General features: G+C 71.2%; 12 protein-coding genes. 7 read left to right on the forward strand and 5 right to left on the reverse strand.

Going from position 1 to position 15,360, the window contains the following annotated elements; translation table 11 throughout:
* Positions 1-27 precede the first annotated feature (27 nt).
* From tal to pgl, 4 genes are read left to right on the forward strand one after another with little or no spacing between them, the layout of a single operon-like run.
* Positions 28-1,146, forward strand: a complete 1,119-nt coding sequence (gene tal, locus ACFZBT_RS36130; RefSeq protein ID WP_391113162.1) for a transaldolase — start codon at positions 28-30, stop codon at positions 1,144-1,146.
* Between the two features lie 4 nt (positions 1,147-1,150).
* On the forward strand, positions 1,151-2,674 hold the full coding sequence (gene zwf, locus ACFZBT_RS36135; protein WP_391113165.1) for a glucose-6-phosphate dehydrogenase: 1,524 nt from the start codon (positions 1,151-1,153) through the stop codon (positions 2,672-2,674).
* Positions 2,671-3,813, forward strand: a complete 1,143-nt coding sequence (opcA, locus tag ACFZBT_RS36140; RefSeq protein ID WP_391113168.1) for a glucose-6-phosphate dehydrogenase assembly protein OpcA — start codon at positions 2,671-2,673, stop codon at positions 3,811-3,813. Before zwf ends, opcA begins: the two co-directional genes overlap by 4 nt.
* A 13-nt stretch (positions 3,814-3,826) precedes the next feature.
* A complete protein-coding gene (gene pgl, locus ACFZBT_RS36145) occupies positions 3,827-4,612 on the forward strand; it encodes a 6-phosphogluconolactonase (RefSeq protein ID WP_391113171.1) in 786 nt (261 codons plus the stop codon).
* A gap of 162 nt (positions 4,613-4,774) precedes the next feature.
* Here pgl and ACFZBT_RS36150 read toward each other — a convergent pair whose 3' ends face one another.
* The 5 genes from ACFZBT_RS36150 to ACFZBT_RS36170 all read right to left on the reverse strand — a co-directional run bounded on the left by ACFZBT_RS36150 (position 4,775) and on the right by ACFZBT_RS36170 (position 11,427).
* Entirely contained in the window at positions 4,775-5,614 is an 840-nt protein-coding gene (locus ACFZBT_RS36150; protein WP_391113175.1) for an ABC transporter permease subunit, read from the reverse strand.
* Positions 5,611-6,972, reverse strand: a complete 1,362-nt coding sequence (locus ACFZBT_RS36155; protein ID WP_391113178.1) for an ABC transporter permease subunit — start codon at positions 6,970-6,972, stop codon at positions 5,611-5,613. The genes ACFZBT_RS36150 and ACFZBT_RS36155 overlap by 4 nt, the downstream gene beginning before the upstream one ends.
* A 6-nt stretch (positions 6,973-6,978) precedes the next feature.
* The gene (locus tag ACFZBT_RS36160; protein WP_391113181.1) at positions 6,979-8,304 is read right to left on the reverse strand and encodes an extracellular solute-binding protein; all 1,326 of its coding nucleotides are present in this window, start codon (positions 8,302-8,304) and stop codon (positions 6,979-6,981) included.
* A 37-nt stretch (positions 8,305-8,341) separates the two neighbouring features.
* Positions 8,342-10,000, reverse strand: coding sequence for an alpha-amylase family glycosyl hydrolase (locus ACFZBT_RS36165; protein ID WP_391113184.1), 1,659 nt, complete (start codon positions 9,998-10,000; stop codon positions 8,342-8,344).
* A gap of 155 nt (positions 10,001-10,155) precedes the next feature.
* The gene (locus ACFZBT_RS36170) at positions 10,156-11,427 is read right to left on the reverse strand and encodes an extracellular solute-binding protein (protein ID WP_391113187.1); all 1,272 of its coding nucleotides are present in this window, start codon (positions 11,425-11,427) and stop codon (positions 10,156-10,158) included.
* Between the two features lie 121 nt (positions 11,428-11,548).
* On the opposite strand from ACFZBT_RS36170, the gene ACFZBT_RS36175 reads away from it, so the two are divergent.
* From ACFZBT_RS36175 to ACFZBT_RS36185, 3 genes are all read left to right on the forward strand, one after another.
* Positions 11,549-12,064: a helix-turn-helix transcriptional regulator gene (locus ACFZBT_RS36175; protein WP_391113190.1), complete on the forward strand. Its 516-nt coding sequence runs from the start codon at positions 11,549-11,551 to the stop codon at positions 12,062-12,064.
* Positions 12,061-12,816 (forward strand): ATP-binding cassette domain-containing protein, encoded by a 756-nt coding sequence (locus tag ACFZBT_RS36180; RefSeq protein WP_391113193.1) that lies wholly within the window; start codon positions 12,061-12,063, stop codon positions 12,814-12,816. Before ACFZBT_RS36175 ends, ACFZBT_RS36180 begins: the two co-directional genes overlap by 4 nt.
* 87 nt (positions 12,817-12,903) lie before the next feature.
* Positions 12,904-15,330 carry an FtsX-like permease family protein gene (locus ACFZBT_RS36185; RefSeq protein ID WP_391113197.1) on the forward strand — a complete coding sequence of 809 codons (2,427 nt, stop codon included), beginning with the start codon at positions 12,904-12,906 and terminating at the stop codon, positions 15,328-15,330.
* Positions 15,331-15,360 lie beyond the last annotated feature (30 nt).

A 15,360-nucleotide genomic window follows, 5' to 3' on the forward strand; every position in this document is an offset into this window, starting at 1 on the left:
ATACGACACGTAGGAGATGGAATTTCCATGACAGACGCACTCAAGCGCCTCTCCGAGGAAGGCGTAGCGATCTGGCTGGACGACCTGTCGCGCAAGCGCATCACGTCCGGCAACCTCGCCGAGCTGATCGACCAGCAGCACGTCGTGGGCGTCACCACCAACCCGACGATCTTCCAGAAGGCGATCTCCGAGGGTGACGGCTACGACCAGCAGCTGTCGGACCTCGCCGCCCGCAAGGTAACCGTCGAAGAGGCCATCCGCATGATCACCACGGCGGACGTCCGCGACGCCGCCGACATCCTGCGCCCGGTCTTCGACGCCACCGGCGGCCAGGACGGCCGGGTCTCCATCGAGGTCGACCCGCGCCTCGCCCACAACACCAAGGCGACGGTCGCCGAGGCCCGCCAGCTGGCCTGGCTGGTGGACCGCCCCAACACGCTGATCAAGATCCCGGCCACCAAGGCGGGCCTGCCGGGCATCACCGAGACGATCGGCAACGGCATCAGCGTCAACGTCACGCTGATCTTCTCGCTGGAGCGCTACCGCGAGGTGATGGACGCCTACCTGACCGGTCTGGAGAAGGCGAAGGCCAAGGGCCTGGACCTGTCCAAGATCCATTCGGTGGCGTCCTTCTTCGTCTCGCGCGTCGACACCGAGATCGACAAGCGGATCGACGCCCTGGGCACCCCCGAGGCCAAGGCGCTGCGCGGCAAGTCCGCCATCGCCAACGCCCGGCTCGCCTACCAGGCGTACGAGGAGGTCTTCTCGAGCGAGCGCTGGAGCGCCCTGGAGCGTGCGGGCGCCAACAAGCAGCGTCCGCTGTGGGCCTCCACCGGCGTCAAGGACAAGGCGTACAAGTCCACCCTGTACGTCGACGAGCTGGTCGCGCCGAACACGGTCAACACCATGCCGGAGGCGACCCTGTACGCCACCGAGGAGCACGGCGAGATCACCGGCAACACCCTCGCCGGCACGTACGAGCAGGCCCGCGCCGACCTCGACGCGGTCGAGCAGCTCGGGATCAAGTACGACGACGTGGTCCAGCTGCTGGAGGACGAGGGCGTCGAGAAGTTCGAGGCGTCCTGGACCGACCTGCTGAAGTCGACCGAGGCCGAGCTCAAGCGCCTCGCCCCCTCGGAGGGCTGAACAGGTGTCGAGCAGCAATCCGCTGCGTGACCCCGCGGACCGACGGCTCCCGCGTATCGCGGGGCCGTCGGGCCTGGTCATCTTCGGCGTCACGGGCGACCTCTCACGCAAGAAGCTCATGCCCGCCGTGTACGACCTCGCCAACCGGGGTCTGCTGCCGCCGGGCTTCTCGCTGGTGGGCTTCGCGCGCCGTGAGTGGGCGCACGAGGACTTCGCGCAGGAGGTCCACGACGCGGTCAAGGAGCATGCCCGCACGCCCTTCCGCGAGGAGGTCTGGCAGCAGCTCATCCAGGGCATGCGCTTCGTGCAGGGCACGTTCGACGACGACGACGCGTTCGAGCGGCTGCGCTCCACGATCGAGGAGCTGGACAAGGCGCAGGGCACGGGCGGCAACTTCGCCTTCTACCTCTCCGTGCCGCCGAAGTCCTTCCCGGTGGTCATCCAGCAGCTCAAGAAGCACCAGCTGGCCGACCAGCAGGGCGGCTCCTGGCGGCGCGCGGTCATCGAGAAGCCCTTCGGTCACGACCTGAAGTCGGCCGAGGAGCTCAACAAGGTCGTGCACGAGGTGTTCGCCCCGGAGCAGGTCTTCCGGATCGACCACTACCTCGGCAAGGAGACCGTCCAGAACATCCTGGCGCTGCGCTTCGCCAACACGATGTTCGAGCCGATCTGGAACCGGTCCCTCGTGGACCATGTGCAGATCACCATGGCCGAGGACATCGGCATCGGCGGCCGGGCCGGGTACTACGACGGCATCGGCGCCGCCCGTGACGTCATCCAGAACCACCTGCTCCAGCTGCTGGCGCTCACCGCCATGGAGGAGCCGGCCTCGTTCGACGCGGACGCGCTGGCCGCCGAGAAGACCAAGGTGCTCGGCGCCGTGCGGCTGCCGAAGGACATGGGCCGGGACACCGTGCGCGGCCAGTACTCGGCCGGCTGGCAGGGCGGCGAGAAGGTGATCGGCTATCTGGACGAGGACGGCATCAACGCCTCGTCGAAGACCGACACCTACGCCGCGATCAAGCTGGAGATCGACAACCGCCGCTGGGCGGGTGTCCCCTTCTATCTGCGCACCGGCAAGCGGCTCGGCCGCCGGGTGACGGAGATCGCGGTCGTCTTCCAGCGGGCCCCGCACTCCCCCTTCGACACGACGGCCACCGAGGAGCTGGGCTCCAACGCGATCGTCATCCGCGTCCAGCCGGACGAGGGCGTGACGGTCCGCTTCGGCTCGAAGGTCCCCGGCACGTCGATGGAGATCCGGGACGTGTCCATGGACTTCGCGTACGGCGAGTCCTTCACGGAGTCCAGCCCGGAGGCGTACGAGCGTCTCATCCTGGACGTCCTCCTCGGTGACTCGAACCTCTTCCCGCGCACCGAGGAGGTCGAGCTGTCCTGGAAGATCCTCGACCCGATCGAGGAGTACTGGGACAAGAACGGCAAGCCCGCCCAGTACCCGGCCGGTACCTGGGGGCCCGTCGAGGCGGACGAAATGCTCGAGCGACACGGACGGAGCTGGCGCCGGCCATGAAGACAGACCTGACGGACACCACCGCCAGCAAGATCAACAAGGCGCTGGTGCAGGGCCGCCGGGCGATCGGCACCCCTGCGGTCGGCATGGTGCTCACGCTGGTCATCGTGACGGACGAGGAGAACGCCTACGACGCGCTGAAGGCGGCCAACGACGCCTCGCACGAGCATCCCTCGCGCACGCTCGTGGTCATCAAGCGCGTCTCCCGCTCGCCCCGCGACCGTACGCAGTCCCGCCTGGACGCGGAGGTCCGCCTCGGCGCGGACGCCGGCTCGGGCGAGACGGTGGTGCTCCGCCTGTACGGCGAGGTGGCCGAGCACGCCCAGTCGGTGGTGCTGCCGCTGCTGCTGCCGGACGCCCCGGTGGTGGTGTGGTGGCCGGTGAACGCGCCGCTCGACCCGGCGAAGGACCCGCTGGGCGCCCTCGGCCAGCGCCGTGTCACCGACACCTACGCCTCCGAGCAGCCGGTACGGGACCTGGCGACCCGGTCGGGGACCTACACCCCCGGCGACACGGACCTGTCCTGGACCCGGATCACGCCCTGGCGCTCCATGCTGGCGGCGGCTCTCGACCAGGTCACCTGCGAGGTCAGGGCCGTCGAGGTGGAGGGCGAGGAGTTCAACCCGAGCTGCGAGCTGCTGGCGATGTGGCTCGCGGACCGGCTGGACGTCCCCGTGAAGCGCTCGTTGTCCGGCGGCCCCGGGCTGACGGCGGTCCGCATGGAGACCAGCTGCGGCCCGATCAAGCTGGACCGCGCGGACGGCTCCCTGGCCACGCTCTCCATCGACGGCCAGCCGGACCGTGGTGTGGCGCTCAAGCGCCGGGACACGGCCGAGCTGATAGCGGAGGAGCTGCGGCGGCTCGACCCGGACGACACGTACGCGTCGGCCCTGCGGTACGGGGTGGACAGGCTGAAGTCCTCCTGGGCGGCTCCGGCGCCGCGGGGCTCCGAGGAGTCGGTGGAATCACTGGCCAAAGGAGAGCGGGGCGAGCCCAAAAGTGACGGGACCGGACGACTCGCCCTCCCCGCGCCGGTCGAACGGGCTGCGAAAGCACCCGCTGCGGAAGCGACGGCGCAGGCACCGGTGAAGCAGGAGCCGCCGAAGCTGGAACCGGTACGGAAGACGACGACGAAGTGAGGGCTACGACGAAGTGAGTACGGCACCGCAGCTGGTCGTGCACCGCGACAAGGAGCTGATGGCGCAGGCCGCGGCGGCCCGGCTGATCACGAAGATCGTGGACGCGCAGGCCTCCCGGGGTTCGGCGTCCGTGGTCCTCACGGGCGGCCGCAACGGCAACGGCCTGCTGGCCGCCCTGGCCGCGGCGCCCGCCCGGGACGCCGTCGACTGGAGCCGGCTCGACCTCTGGTGGGGCGACGAGCGGTTCCTGCCCGAGGGCGACCCGGAGCGCAACATCACGCAGGCGAGGGAGGCGCTGCTGGACTCGGTGCCGCTCGATCCGAAGCGGGTGCACGCGATGCCCGCGTCGGACGGCCCCCACGGCGACGACGTGGACGCGGCGGCGGCCGCGTACGCGGAGGAACTGGCGCGGGCGGCCGGCCCGGAGAACCACGGCCCCGTGCCGACGTTCGACGTGCTGATGCTCGGCGTGGGCCCGGACACGCATGTCGCCTCGCTGTTCCCGGAGTTGCCGGCGGTGCGCGAGACGGACCGTACGGTCGTGGGCGTGCACGGCGCGCCCAAGCCGCCGCCGACACGGGTGACGCTGACGTTGCCGGCGATCCGTGCTGCGCGTGAGGTGTGGCTTCTGGCCGCGGGCGAGGACAAGGCGCAGGCGGCGGCGATCGCGCTCTCGGGCGCGGGCGAGATCCAGGCCCCGGCGGCGGGGGCGTACGGGCGCAGCCGGACGCTGTGGCTGCTGGACGCCGCCGCGGCTTCGGGGCTGCCGCGTTCCTTGTATCCGCCGGCGTCGGCCTGATGTACCAGGAGGCTCCGCCCCCTGGACCCCCGCCTATGCCCACCCACCACCCGAAACTGCCCTTGCATCGGGCAACTCGCGAGCCAGCCTCCTGGCTGACCGCATCGGGTGGTGGGGGCGAAGGACCGGGGGTCCAGGGGGCGAAGCCCCCTGGTACACCGGCTACTTGACCGACCCCGCCATCACGCCCTGCACAAAGTGCTTCTGGAACGCGAAGAACACGACCACCGGAACCACCAGCGACACGAACGCCCCCGGTGCCAGCACATCGATGTTGCTGCCGAACTGCCGTATCTGCGACTGGAGTTCCACCGTCAGCGGCTGCGAGGAACTGTCCGCGAACAGCAGCGCCACCAGCATGTCGTTCCACACCCAAAGGAACTGGAAGATGGCCAGGGAGGCGATCGCCGGCCGCCCCACGGGCAGCACGAGCCGCGTGAAGATACGCCACTCGCTGCCCCCGTCCATGCGCGCGGCCTCCAGCATCTCCTTCGGTATCTCGGAGAAGTAGTTCCGCAGCAGGAACACCGCGAACGGCAGCCCGTAGGCGACGTGGAAGAGCACGACACCCGGGATCGTCCCGAACAGCCCGAGCTGCCCGAAGAGTTTCGCGACCGGCAGCAGCCCGATCTGCACGGGCACCACCAGCAGCGCGACCACGACCAGGAAGATCGTCTCCCGCCCGGGGAAGTCCAGCCACGCGAAGGCATAGCCCGCGAGCGCCGCGAAGACGACGACCAGCACCGTCGTCGGCACGGAGATCAGCACCGTGTTCCAGAACGCCGTAGTGATCCCGGCGTTCCCCAACAGCTCCGAGTAGTTGTCGAAGGACAGCTGCCCCGGGCTGGTGAACACCGTCCACCAGCCGCCCTTCGCGGTGTCCTCGGCGGACCGCATCGAGGACAGGAACAGCCCGGCCAGCGGCGTCATCCACACCAGGCCGACGACCACGAGGAAGGCCTGGACGACTCCGTTGCCCAATCCGCGCCGAACCGCGTTCATCGCTGACTCCTTCGGAAGCGGCGGACGTTGAACACCATGGCCGGGACCACCAGCAGCAGGAGCAGCACACCGAGCGCGCTGCCGAGGCCCTGGTTGTTGCCGCCGCCGAACGACACCAGCCACATCTGCGTCGCGAGCACGGTCGCGTCTTCCTGCACCGGCCCGGGCGCGATGATGTAGACGAGGTCGAAGACCTTCATCACGTTGATCACCAGGGTGATGAAGACGACCGTCAGCACGGGCGCCAGCAGCGGCACCGTGATCCGCCGGAAGATCTGCCACTCGTTGGCGCCGTCCATCCGCGCCGCCTCCAGCGTGTCGCGCGGGAGCGTCGCCAGGCCGGCGCCGATGAGCACCATGGAGAAGCCGGTCCAGATCCACAGGTACGCGCCGATGATCGCCGGTGTGACGAGCGCCGGTCCGAGCCAGGAGACACCCTCGTAGGGCGGGGCGAAGTTGGACGACGGCAGCTGCACGGCGTAGGAGCCCGGTTCGAGTCCCTCGAAGCGGAAGGAGCCGTCGGAAGCGGTGGTCGCCGTGGCGACCGGCTTGCCGTCGCGCACCGCCTCGACCTTCATCTCGGGCAGTCCGCTCTCCCGCCGGTCGACCTTGCCCTGCTGCCCTCCCCCGCCGGGCGTGAAGTCCAGGTAGACGACGCCGCGCAGTTCGTCCGGGGCGGCCTTCTGTCCCGCCGCCGCGTACGCGGGCTGCGTGCCGCCCGGCAGGTCGTCGGGCAGGACCCCGACGAGACCGAGCGTCACCGCGTCCCCGGGTGACACGTTCGCACCCGTGCGGTACGACCCGTCCTTCTCCTTCGTCAGCCCCTGCCCGTCACGCGCCCGGGCCGTCGGGTAGGACGAGGAGCCCTCGAACGCGTCGTGGACGGAGACCGCCGCCGCGTTGAGGACGCCCTTGTCGGGGTCCTCGTCGTAGGCGAGCCGGAAGATGATGCCGGCGGCGAGGAAGGAGACCGCCATCGGCATGAAGAGCAGCAGCTTGAAGGCCGTCGCCCAGCGGACCTTCTCCACCAGGACGGCCAGGATCAGCCCGAGGCCGGTCAGCAGGGCCGGTGCGACGACGACCCAGATGGCCGTGTTGCGGACGGCGTTGAGGGTCGCCGGGTCGCTGAACATCTCGGCGTAGTTGTCGCCGCCGACGAAGGTCGTCCCGGAGGCGTCGAAGAAGCTGCGGCCGATGCTGAACAGCACGGGGTAGACGACGAGCGCGCCGAGCAGCAGCAGCGCGGGCAGCACGAACAGCAGGGCGATGAGCTTGCCGCGCCGACGCAGTCGCCGCGTGCGGTCGGCGATCGTGCCGGGCGGCGGTGGACTCGTCTCTTTCACGAGGGTCGCTGTCATGGCGTATCAGTCCTGGTACGCCTTGGCCGCCGCGGCCTCCAGCTTCGCCGCGGTGCCCTTCGGGTCGGACGGGTCACGCAGGAAGTCCTGGAGGAGCTTCCACTCGCCGGCGCCCTTCGTGCCGCCGAAGGCCGCCGGGGCCTGGTCGGACATGTCGAAGCGGACCGAGTCCCCGGCCTGGACGAGGGACTTGGCGGTGGCGCGGGTGACGTCGTCGCCGTACTTCGCGAGGTCGAGCTCCTTGTTCGGGGAGAGGAAGCCGCCCGCCTCGGCCCACACCGCCGAGGCCTCCGGGGTGGCCAGGAACTCCGTGAGAGCCTGCGCGGCCTTCTGGTTCTTGCCGTCCTTCAGGACCGCGGCCGCGTCGCCGCCGCTGACGACCGGGGCCTCACCGCCGCCGACCGCGGGGAACGGGAAGAAGTTCGCGTCCTTCCCGACGGTCTTGCCGAACTGGTCCTTGGCGACGCCGGCGACGAAGTCGCCCTCGTAGACCATGCCGGCCTCGGGCTCCGGCCCGAAGACCTTCTCCACGGAGCCGGGGAAGTCGGTGTTCAGGGCGCCCTTCTGGCCGCCCGCGATGAGCTGCTTGTCCTTGAAGAGCTTGCCGAGCGTGGTGAGGGCGTCGACGACCGAGGCGTCCGTCCACTTCAGCTTGTGCGCGGCGAGGGCGTCGTACTTCTCGGGTCCGGCCTGGGAGAGGTAGACGTTCTCGAACCAGTCGGTGAGGGTCCAGCCGTCCTGTCCGGCGACGGAGAACGCGGCGAGCCCGGAGTCGGACACGGTCTGCCCGGCCTTCAGCATCTCGTCGTACGACTTCGGCGGCTTCACACCGGCCTGGGCGAGGGCGTCGGGGCTGTACCACACGGTCGACTTGTGGGCGGCCTTGAAGTACAGGCCGTAGAGGGTGCCGTCGACGCTGCCGTAGTCCTTCCACACGGGGGCGTACCCCGCGTCCACGGACTGCTCGGTCTTCTTCGACAGCGGCTTGAGCCAGCCCTTGGCGGCGAACTGCTTGAGCACGCCGACCTGCGGGACCATCACGACGTCGGGGGCGTTGCCGCCCTCGATCTTGCTGCCGACGACGGTGGAGACGTTGTCGCCGGTGGACGTGAACTGCGTCTTGGCGCCGGTCTTCTCGGTGAAGGCGTCCAGCACCTTCTGGAAGTTCTTCTGCTCGGTGCCGGACCAGACGCCGGCCACGGTGACCGTCTGGCCGCTGAGGGCCTTGTCGCCGCCGCCGGCCGTGACGGGGCCGCCGCCGCAGGCGGTCGCGCCGAGCGCCAGGACGAGTGCGGTGCAGCCGGTGAGCAGGGTGGTACGTCGTCGCATCATCGTTGATGTCCCTTCGGGGAGTTGACTTGCGGGGAGTTCAGGAACCGATCCACCAGGCGGCCGTGGAGCCGGGCAGCACCCCGGCGGGGCACGGGCCGCTGGCGAGCAGGGGGGTGCCGGAGACCGGCGCGGGGGTGGGTGCCGTGCCGAAGTTGACGGCGCACACCAGGTCGTCGCCTCGGGAGAAGGCCAGCACGCCGGGCGGGGCGTCCAGCCAGCGCAGTGTGCCCTCGCCCAGCTGGGGCAGGGTGCCGCGCAGTTGGAGGCCGTCGCGGTACAGGTGCCAGAAGGAGCGGGTGTCGGCGAGGGCGCGGTCGGTGGCGTACTCGGCGAAGTACTCCGGCTGCGGCAGCCACGGCTTGGCGCTCTCCACGCCGGAGGTGAAGCCGAAGGGCGACGCCTGCCCCGACCAGGGCAGCGGCACTCGGCAGCCGTCGCGGATGCGGGCCCGGCTGCCCGTGCGATGGAAGATCGGGTCGGTGAGCACGTCGTCGGGCAGGTCCACGACCTCGGGCAGGCCGAGCTCCTCGCCCTGGTAGATGTAGGCGGCGCCGGGCAGCGCCAGCATCAGCAGCGCGGCGGCCCGGGCCCGGGCAGTACCGAGGCCGCTGCCCTCCGTGGCGGGTTCGCCGTAGCGGGTGACGGTGCGGACCTGGTCGTGGTTGTTGAGGACCCAGGTGACGGTCGAGCCGGTCCCGGCGATGTCCTGCATGGCCTCCGCGATGACCTTCTGGAAGGCGTCGGGGTCCCAGGGGGCGCTGAGCAGATCGAAGAAGAAGGCCTGGTGGAGTTCGTCCGGGCGGACGTACCGGGCGTGTTCGCGGGCGGTCGGGACGGAGACCTCGCCGACGAGGAGGCGTTCGCAGCCGTCGCGCTCGGTGTAGTCCTCGCATATGGAGCGCCAGCGGCGCCACACCTCGTGCACCTCGGGCTGGTTCCAGGCGAGCGGGTTGACCGAGTCGCGGGTGCGGGCGTCAACCTCCGGGTCGTCGGAGTCGGGCAGCTCGGGATGCTTGTAGAGGCCGGCGGCGACGTCGATGCGGAAGCCGTCGACGCCCCGGTCCAGCCAGAAGCGCAGCACCCGGTCGAACTCGGCGGCGACCTCCGGGTCGCGCCAGTTCCAGTCGGGCTGCTCGGGCGTGAACATGTGCAGGTACCACTGGCCGGGCCGCCCGTCCGCCTCGGTCACCCGGCTCCACGCCGGGCCGCCGAACATCGCGTGCCAGTTGTTGGGCGGCTCGTCGCCGTCCGGGCCGCGGCCGTCGGCGAAGTGGAAGCGGGCGCGGGCCTCGCTGCCGGGAGCCGCGGCGAGGGCCTCGCGGAACCAGGGGTGCTCGCTGGAGCAGTGGTTCGGGACGATGTCGAGCAGCACCTTGACGCCGAGCCGCCGCGCGGCGCCCACCAGCAGGTCGAACTCGGCGAGGTCGCCGAAGAGCGGGTCGACGTCGCAGTAGTCGGCCACGTCGTAGCCGTGGTCGTGCTGCGGCGAGGGATAGAAGGGGCTCAGCCAGATCCCGTCGACGCCGAGCTTCTTCAGGTACGGCAGCCCGGCCCGGACCCCGGCGAGGTCGCCGACGCCGTCGCCGGTGCTGTCGAGGAAGCTGCGGACGTAGACCTGATAGATCACTGCGTCACGCCACCAGTGGTGCCTGTTCAACCCATCGACCTGTCTCTGTGGAGGGCAGCGGTTATGCATGCATGTTAAGTAGGCATGTCGAGAGGGTGTCAATGAAAAGGCAGAAGCTACCGAGGAGTTGACATGGTGCATAGCTGTATCAATCGGGCATATCTCAGCCAGATGAGACGTCCGCGTTACCTAACAAGTAACTAGAAGCGGGTCACTGGAAGGCGCTAGCCGCGCGAGATGACGGCGAGCTCCCGTGCCAGACGGCGCACCGCCGCCGTCGGCGTCTCGTGCCCGGCCATCGCGTCGCGCACGACCGCCTGGACGACCAGGCTGACCTGGTCGTAGCGCGGGCTCTTGGGGCGCGGCGCGGCCGCGAGCACGCTCTCGCGCAGCGTCGGCAGGTACGGGAACCTGCGGATGAGCTGCGGGTCCTTGTAGAGGTCGGCCCGCACGGGCGGCAGGGCGCCACGGGTGAGGACCTGCCGCTGGACGCGCTCACTGGTGAGGTACGCGAGCAGTCGGGCGGCCGAGTCGGGATGCCGGGCATGTGAGCTGACGGCCAGGTTGGAGCCGCCGAGGACACTCGTCCCCGGACCGTCCCGTCCGGGCAGCGGCACGGCGCCGATCTTCCCGGCGACCGGGGAGCCCGGGGCGGAGGCGCCGACGTACGCGTACGGCCAGTTCCTCAGGAAGAGCAGCCGTCCGTCCTGGAAGGCCTGCTTGGACTCCTCCTCCTTGTAGGCCAGCGCCTCCTTCGGGATCCAGCCCTCGCGCACTCCGCGGGCCAGGAAGCCGATGCCCTCGCGGGCCGCCGCCGAGTCGACGGTGACGCGCTCGCCCTCGTCGCCGAGGATCGAGCCGCCCGCCGAGTAGACGGCTTCCGCCGCGTTGACGGTGAGGCCCTCGTACGGCAGGAACTGCCCGGCGTAGCCGTCGAGGCCGTGCTTCGGGGCGATGGCCTTCGCGTACCGCTCCAGCTCCGCCCAGGTGCGCGGGGGTGCTACGCCCTCCTCGGCGAGGACGTCCTTGCGGTAGAGGAGCAGGCCGGCGTTGGTGACGTACGGGACGGCGTACAGCTGTCCGTCGTAGGTCGCCGTGTCGACGACCGGCGGGAGGAAGGTCTTGAGCGGGAAGCGGTCGCGGGGCAGGGGCCTGATCCAGCCCGCGGCGGCGAACTCCGAGGTCCAGTTGACGTCGATGTTGAGCACGTCGAACCGGCTGCGGTCGCCGTCGCGCAGGTCGGTGGCCATCTGCGCCTGGGTCTCGTCGGCCGAGTCGGGCAGCTCGACGAGGGTCACCTTCTCGCCCGGGTGCGTGCGGTTCCAGCCCTCCAGCAGGGGGCCGAGATAGCCGGTGAGGTCTCCGGCGGTGGCCAGGGTGAGCGGTCCGCGACCGCCGTCGGCCGGCTCGCCCGCCTGTGCCCCGGCGGCGACGTAGCCGGTCATGACCACGACGAGAACGAGAAGGCCCCTACCCGCGGCATGGATCCACCGCATAGGTTCCTCCCTGTACACCGGCGTCGGGCTCCCTTGCCCGGAATCAGAGGCCATGTATACCTGTTAGGTATGGGCGATACTAGGGTCTGGAGCACATTGACCGGACAGGAGGACTGCACGCGTGCGCCTGCACCTCCTGGCACTCCTCGCCCGCGGCCCCGCCCATGGCTACGAGCTCAAGCAGGACCTTGAGCAACTGCTGGGCTCCGCGTACCCTCAGCCGAATGTCGGCCAGATCTATGTGACCCTCGGCCGCCTCGAGAAGTCGGGACTGATCGAGGGCGAGGACGTGGCGCAGTCCAGCCGGCCCAATAAAAAGGTCTACCACCTCACCGACGCCGGGCGGGAGGCGCTGCGCGCCTGGTTCGAGGAGCCCGAGGACGAGCCGCGGGTACGGGACGACTTCTTCATGAAGCTGGCGCTCGCTCCGCAGACCGGGCTCGCCGACCAGATCTCCCTGATCAACCACCAGCGGCGCCAGTATCTGAACACCATGCGGCAGCTGTCGAAGCTGGCCGCCACCGAAGACCGCGACAACCGCATCGCGCATCTCCTGATAGAGGGCGCGATGCTGCACCTGCAGGCCGATCTCGACTGGCTGGAGCGGTGCCAGGAAGAGCTGGAGGAGCTGGAGTGAGCGACGACCGTCCCGCTCCTGTGCTGCGCGCCGAGGGGCTGGTGAAGACGCACCACGGCGAGGGTGCGCCCGCCCATGCCGTGCGCGGGGTCGACCTGTGCGTACGGCAGGGCGAGTTCGTGGCGATCACCGGCCCGTCCGGCGCCGGCAAGTCCACGCTGCTGCATCTGCTCGGCGGGCTCCAGCGGCCGGACGCGGGCCATCTCTGGCTCGACGGCGAGTCCACCGACACCTACGGCGAGGCCCGCTGGGCGGTGGAGCGCAGGAAGCGGATCGGGATCGTCTTCCAGTTCTTCAACCTGGTGTCGAACCTGTCCGTCGCCGACAACGTGGAACTGCCCGCCCTGCTCGCCGGGAGCTCGCCGAAGCGGGCGCGCACCGAGCGCGAGCAGCTGCTGGCCGAGCTGGGCCTGACGGGCAAGGAGCGCAGCATGCCGGGCGAGCTGTCCGGCGGTGAGCAGCAGCGGGTCGCCCTGGCCCGGGCCCTGGTCAACCATCCCCCGCTGCTGCTGGCCGACGAACCGGCCGGCAGCCTCGACAGCAAGGGCACCCGCGAGGTGATGCGGCTGCTGTCCCGCTTCCACCAGCGCGGCCAGACGATCCTGCTGGTCACGCATGACGCGCGGCTGGCGAGCGCCGCGGACCGTGTGATCAGCTTCTTCGACGGCCGGATCGCCGACGACGCGGAAATCGACGGCGGCACACCCCCGCGCCGGTCCGGCATCTCCGGTGTGCTGGAACTCAAGGACTGAGATGCGGGTGTACGACGGCTGCGCCGCGAGTGAGCCGAGGGGCCGGGTGCCCGGCCGCCCCACGCCCGGGCCGAGAGGCTGAGGCCCGTGCGAGCCACCCTGCGCTGGGCGCACTCCGATCTGCGCACACACCGCGGCGAGGCGCTGTTCCTCGTCCTCGCCACCGCGGGCATCGTCGCCTCGCTGCTGCTGGCCACGGCCCTGTTCGGCTACGCGACCAACCCCTGGCAGCGTGTGTTCACGCAGTCGCACGGCGCGCATGTGTGGCTGCACACCGACAGCGCCGCCGACACCGGGAAGCTGGCCGGCCTGGACGGCGTCGACTCCGTCGCCGGGCCGTACCCCACCGCCGACGCCACCGTCTCCTCACGGGGCAGCCGCGCCGCCGTGGAACTGCGCGGTACCCCGGAACGGCCCTCCGTCGGCCGCCCGCCGGTCGTCTCCGGCCACTGGCTCGACCCCGCGACGCCGAACGGTGTGGTCCTGGAGAGCCGCCTCGCCCGTGCGCTGCTGGCCGAGCCCGGAGACCCCCTCAGCCTGCCCGGCACCGCCCGGGAGCTGACCGTCGTGGGGGTCGCCGACAGCGCCGAGCCGCGCTACCGGCCCGGTGAGCAGCCGGGCCTGGTGTGGGCGCTGCCGTCGGCCGTGCCGGATCCCGGCGGCCAGGTGATCGGGCTGCGGCTGACGGACCCCGGCGACACCTCCTACGTCGTGCAGCGTGCCGTGACCGTGCTGGGGGCCGGGGCGATCGGCGAGGTGTCCACCTGGCAGCAGGCACGCGCCGAGGCCCAGGGCGACAACCGGCTCCTCGGCCAGGTGCTGGGCCTGTTCGGGCTGGGCGCGCTGGTCGCCGCCGGGCTCGCCGTGCACGGGGCGATCAGCACCCGTATCCGCGGCCACCTGCGAGATCTGTCCGTCCTGAAGGCGATCGGCTTCACCCCGGGCCAGGTGGTCCGCGTCTTCCTGCTCCAGCATCTCGCCTACGCCCTGCTGGGCGCCGTGGCCGCCGCCGCGCTCGCCGAGGCGCTGGGCAGCCGGATCCCCGGGCGCCTCGGGGACGCGGTCGGTGTGTGGCAGGGCCTTCCCGGGCACACCGTGGCGCTGGTCGTCATCCCCGTGGGCGCGGTGCTGTTCATCGGCGCGACCACCGGTCTTGCCGCGTGGCGGGCGGGACGGGTGCCGCCGGTGCCGGTGCCGAGGCCCGCGGGGGCGCTGGGCGGGCGGTTGTCCGGGGCGACGGGCCGGAGCCGCGGCACACGATCGGCCGGCCCGTCGGGGCGGCCCGCTTCCGCATGGCCGGGCAGGCGGCTTGCGAGCGGTGTGCGCCGCGTCCTCAGGCTCCCGCCCGCGGCTGCACGGACCGGACAACTTTCCGGTATGGCCCGCTGGGCGCTCGGCCTGCGGATTCCGCCCGCGCTGGTGCTGGGCTGGCACAAGGCGTTCACCCGCCGCCCCCGCTCCCTGGCCACGGTCGCCCGCCTCACGCTGCCGCTGCTGCTGATCGTCGTGGCGATGAGCGCGTGGACCACCATCGACCGCTTCCACAGCGAGCCGGAGCAGATCGGCCTGCCCACCACGCTCAGCGTCCGCGCCGACGCCGGCCTGAACGAGCGGCAGACCCGCACCCTTCTGGAACGCGACCCGCAGGTCGCCGCCGCCTACCCCGGCGTCGAGACGGCCGCCCTGGTCCCGGGCCAGACGGCCACCATCGCCCTGCGCGGCCTCGGCACCCACCAGGACCCTTTCCCGTACACCCTCGCCGAGGGCCGCGCCGCCCGCGGAGCCGACGAGGCGGTGGCCGGGCAGGGGCTGCTCGACCTGCTGGACGTGCGCGTCGGCGACTGGGTCCGTATGACCGTCGGCGACCAGCCGCAGATCCTGCACATCGTGGGCCGCAGCATCGAGCCGGAGAACGCCGGCCGCGTCATCTCCACCTCCCTCGACACCCTCCGGGCGAACGATCCCGGGCTCCGCCCGACCCTCTACGAGCTGCGCCTCGACCCAGGCGCCGCCCCGGGGGAGGTCGCCGACCGGCTCGCCACGGCCGGGCGCGGCCATCTGGACGTGCACACCGTGGCCAACCCCGCCGACGGGCTCTCCCCGCTGCGGGCCGTCGTCGCCGGGCTGATCGCCGTGCTCGCCCTCATCGGGCTCATCGAGCTGATGACCGCGATCGGCGGCGCCGTCCGCGAGGGCGAACGGGACCTGCTGGCACTGAAGGCCATCGGCCTGTCCCCCCGCCAGATCACGGCGATCACGGTCACGGCCACCGGCTGTACGGCCCTGGCCGCCGTGCTCGCCGCCACCGCCCTGGGCCTGCCGCTCGCCCACTGGCTCATCGACGCCCAGGGCAGGTCGAGCGGTATCGGCGCGGGGATCGCCCAGGGCCCGTCGGCCCTCCTCATGGTGCTGCTGGGAGCGGCGGCGGTGCTGTGTGCTGCGGCCCTGGCCGCCGTACCCGCGGCCAGGGCCGCACGGCGGCGGCTGGCGGACACACTGAGCGCCGTGGCCTGACCTCGGCCCGGCGGCGGCCCGGTCAGCCGC

This window comes from Streptomyces sp. NPDC008137, assembly GCF_042957035.1.
Taxonomy (GTDB): domain Bacteria; phylum Actinomycetota; class Actinomycetes; order Streptomycetales; family Streptomycetaceae; genus Streptomyces.

What these genes read in the sequence shown, in the direction of transcription:
- ACFZBT_RS36155 (WP_391113178.1), bottom strand. Translation starts at nt 6,972, where the DNA reads ATGACAGCGACCCTCGTGAAAGAGACGAGTCCACCGCCGCCCGGCACG.
- ACFZBT_RS36165 (WP_391113184.1), bottom strand. Translation starts at nt 10,000, where the DNA reads ATGCATAACCGCTGCCCTCCACAGAGACAGGTCGATGGGTTGAACAGG.
- tal (WP_391113162.1), top strand. Translation starts at nt 28, where the DNA reads ATGACAGACGCACTCAAGCGCCTCTCCGAGGAAGGCGTAGCGATCTGG.
- ACFZBT_RS36150 (WP_391113175.1), bottom strand. Translation starts at nt 5,614, where the DNA reads ATGAACGCGGTTCGGCGCGGATTGGGCAACGGAGTCGTCCAGGCCTTC.
- ACFZBT_RS36170 (WP_391113187.1), bottom strand. Translation starts at nt 11,427, where the DNA reads ATGCGGTGGATCCATGCCGCGGGTAGGGGCCTTCTCGTTCTCGTCGTG.
- ACFZBT_RS36160 (WP_391113181.1), bottom strand. Translation starts at nt 8,304, where the DNA reads ATGATGCGACGACGTACCACCCTGCTCACCGGCTGCACCGCACTCGTC.
- opcA (WP_391113168.1), top strand. Translation starts at nt 2,671, where the DNA reads ATGAAGACAGACCTGACGGACACCACCGCCAGCAAGATCAACAAGGCG.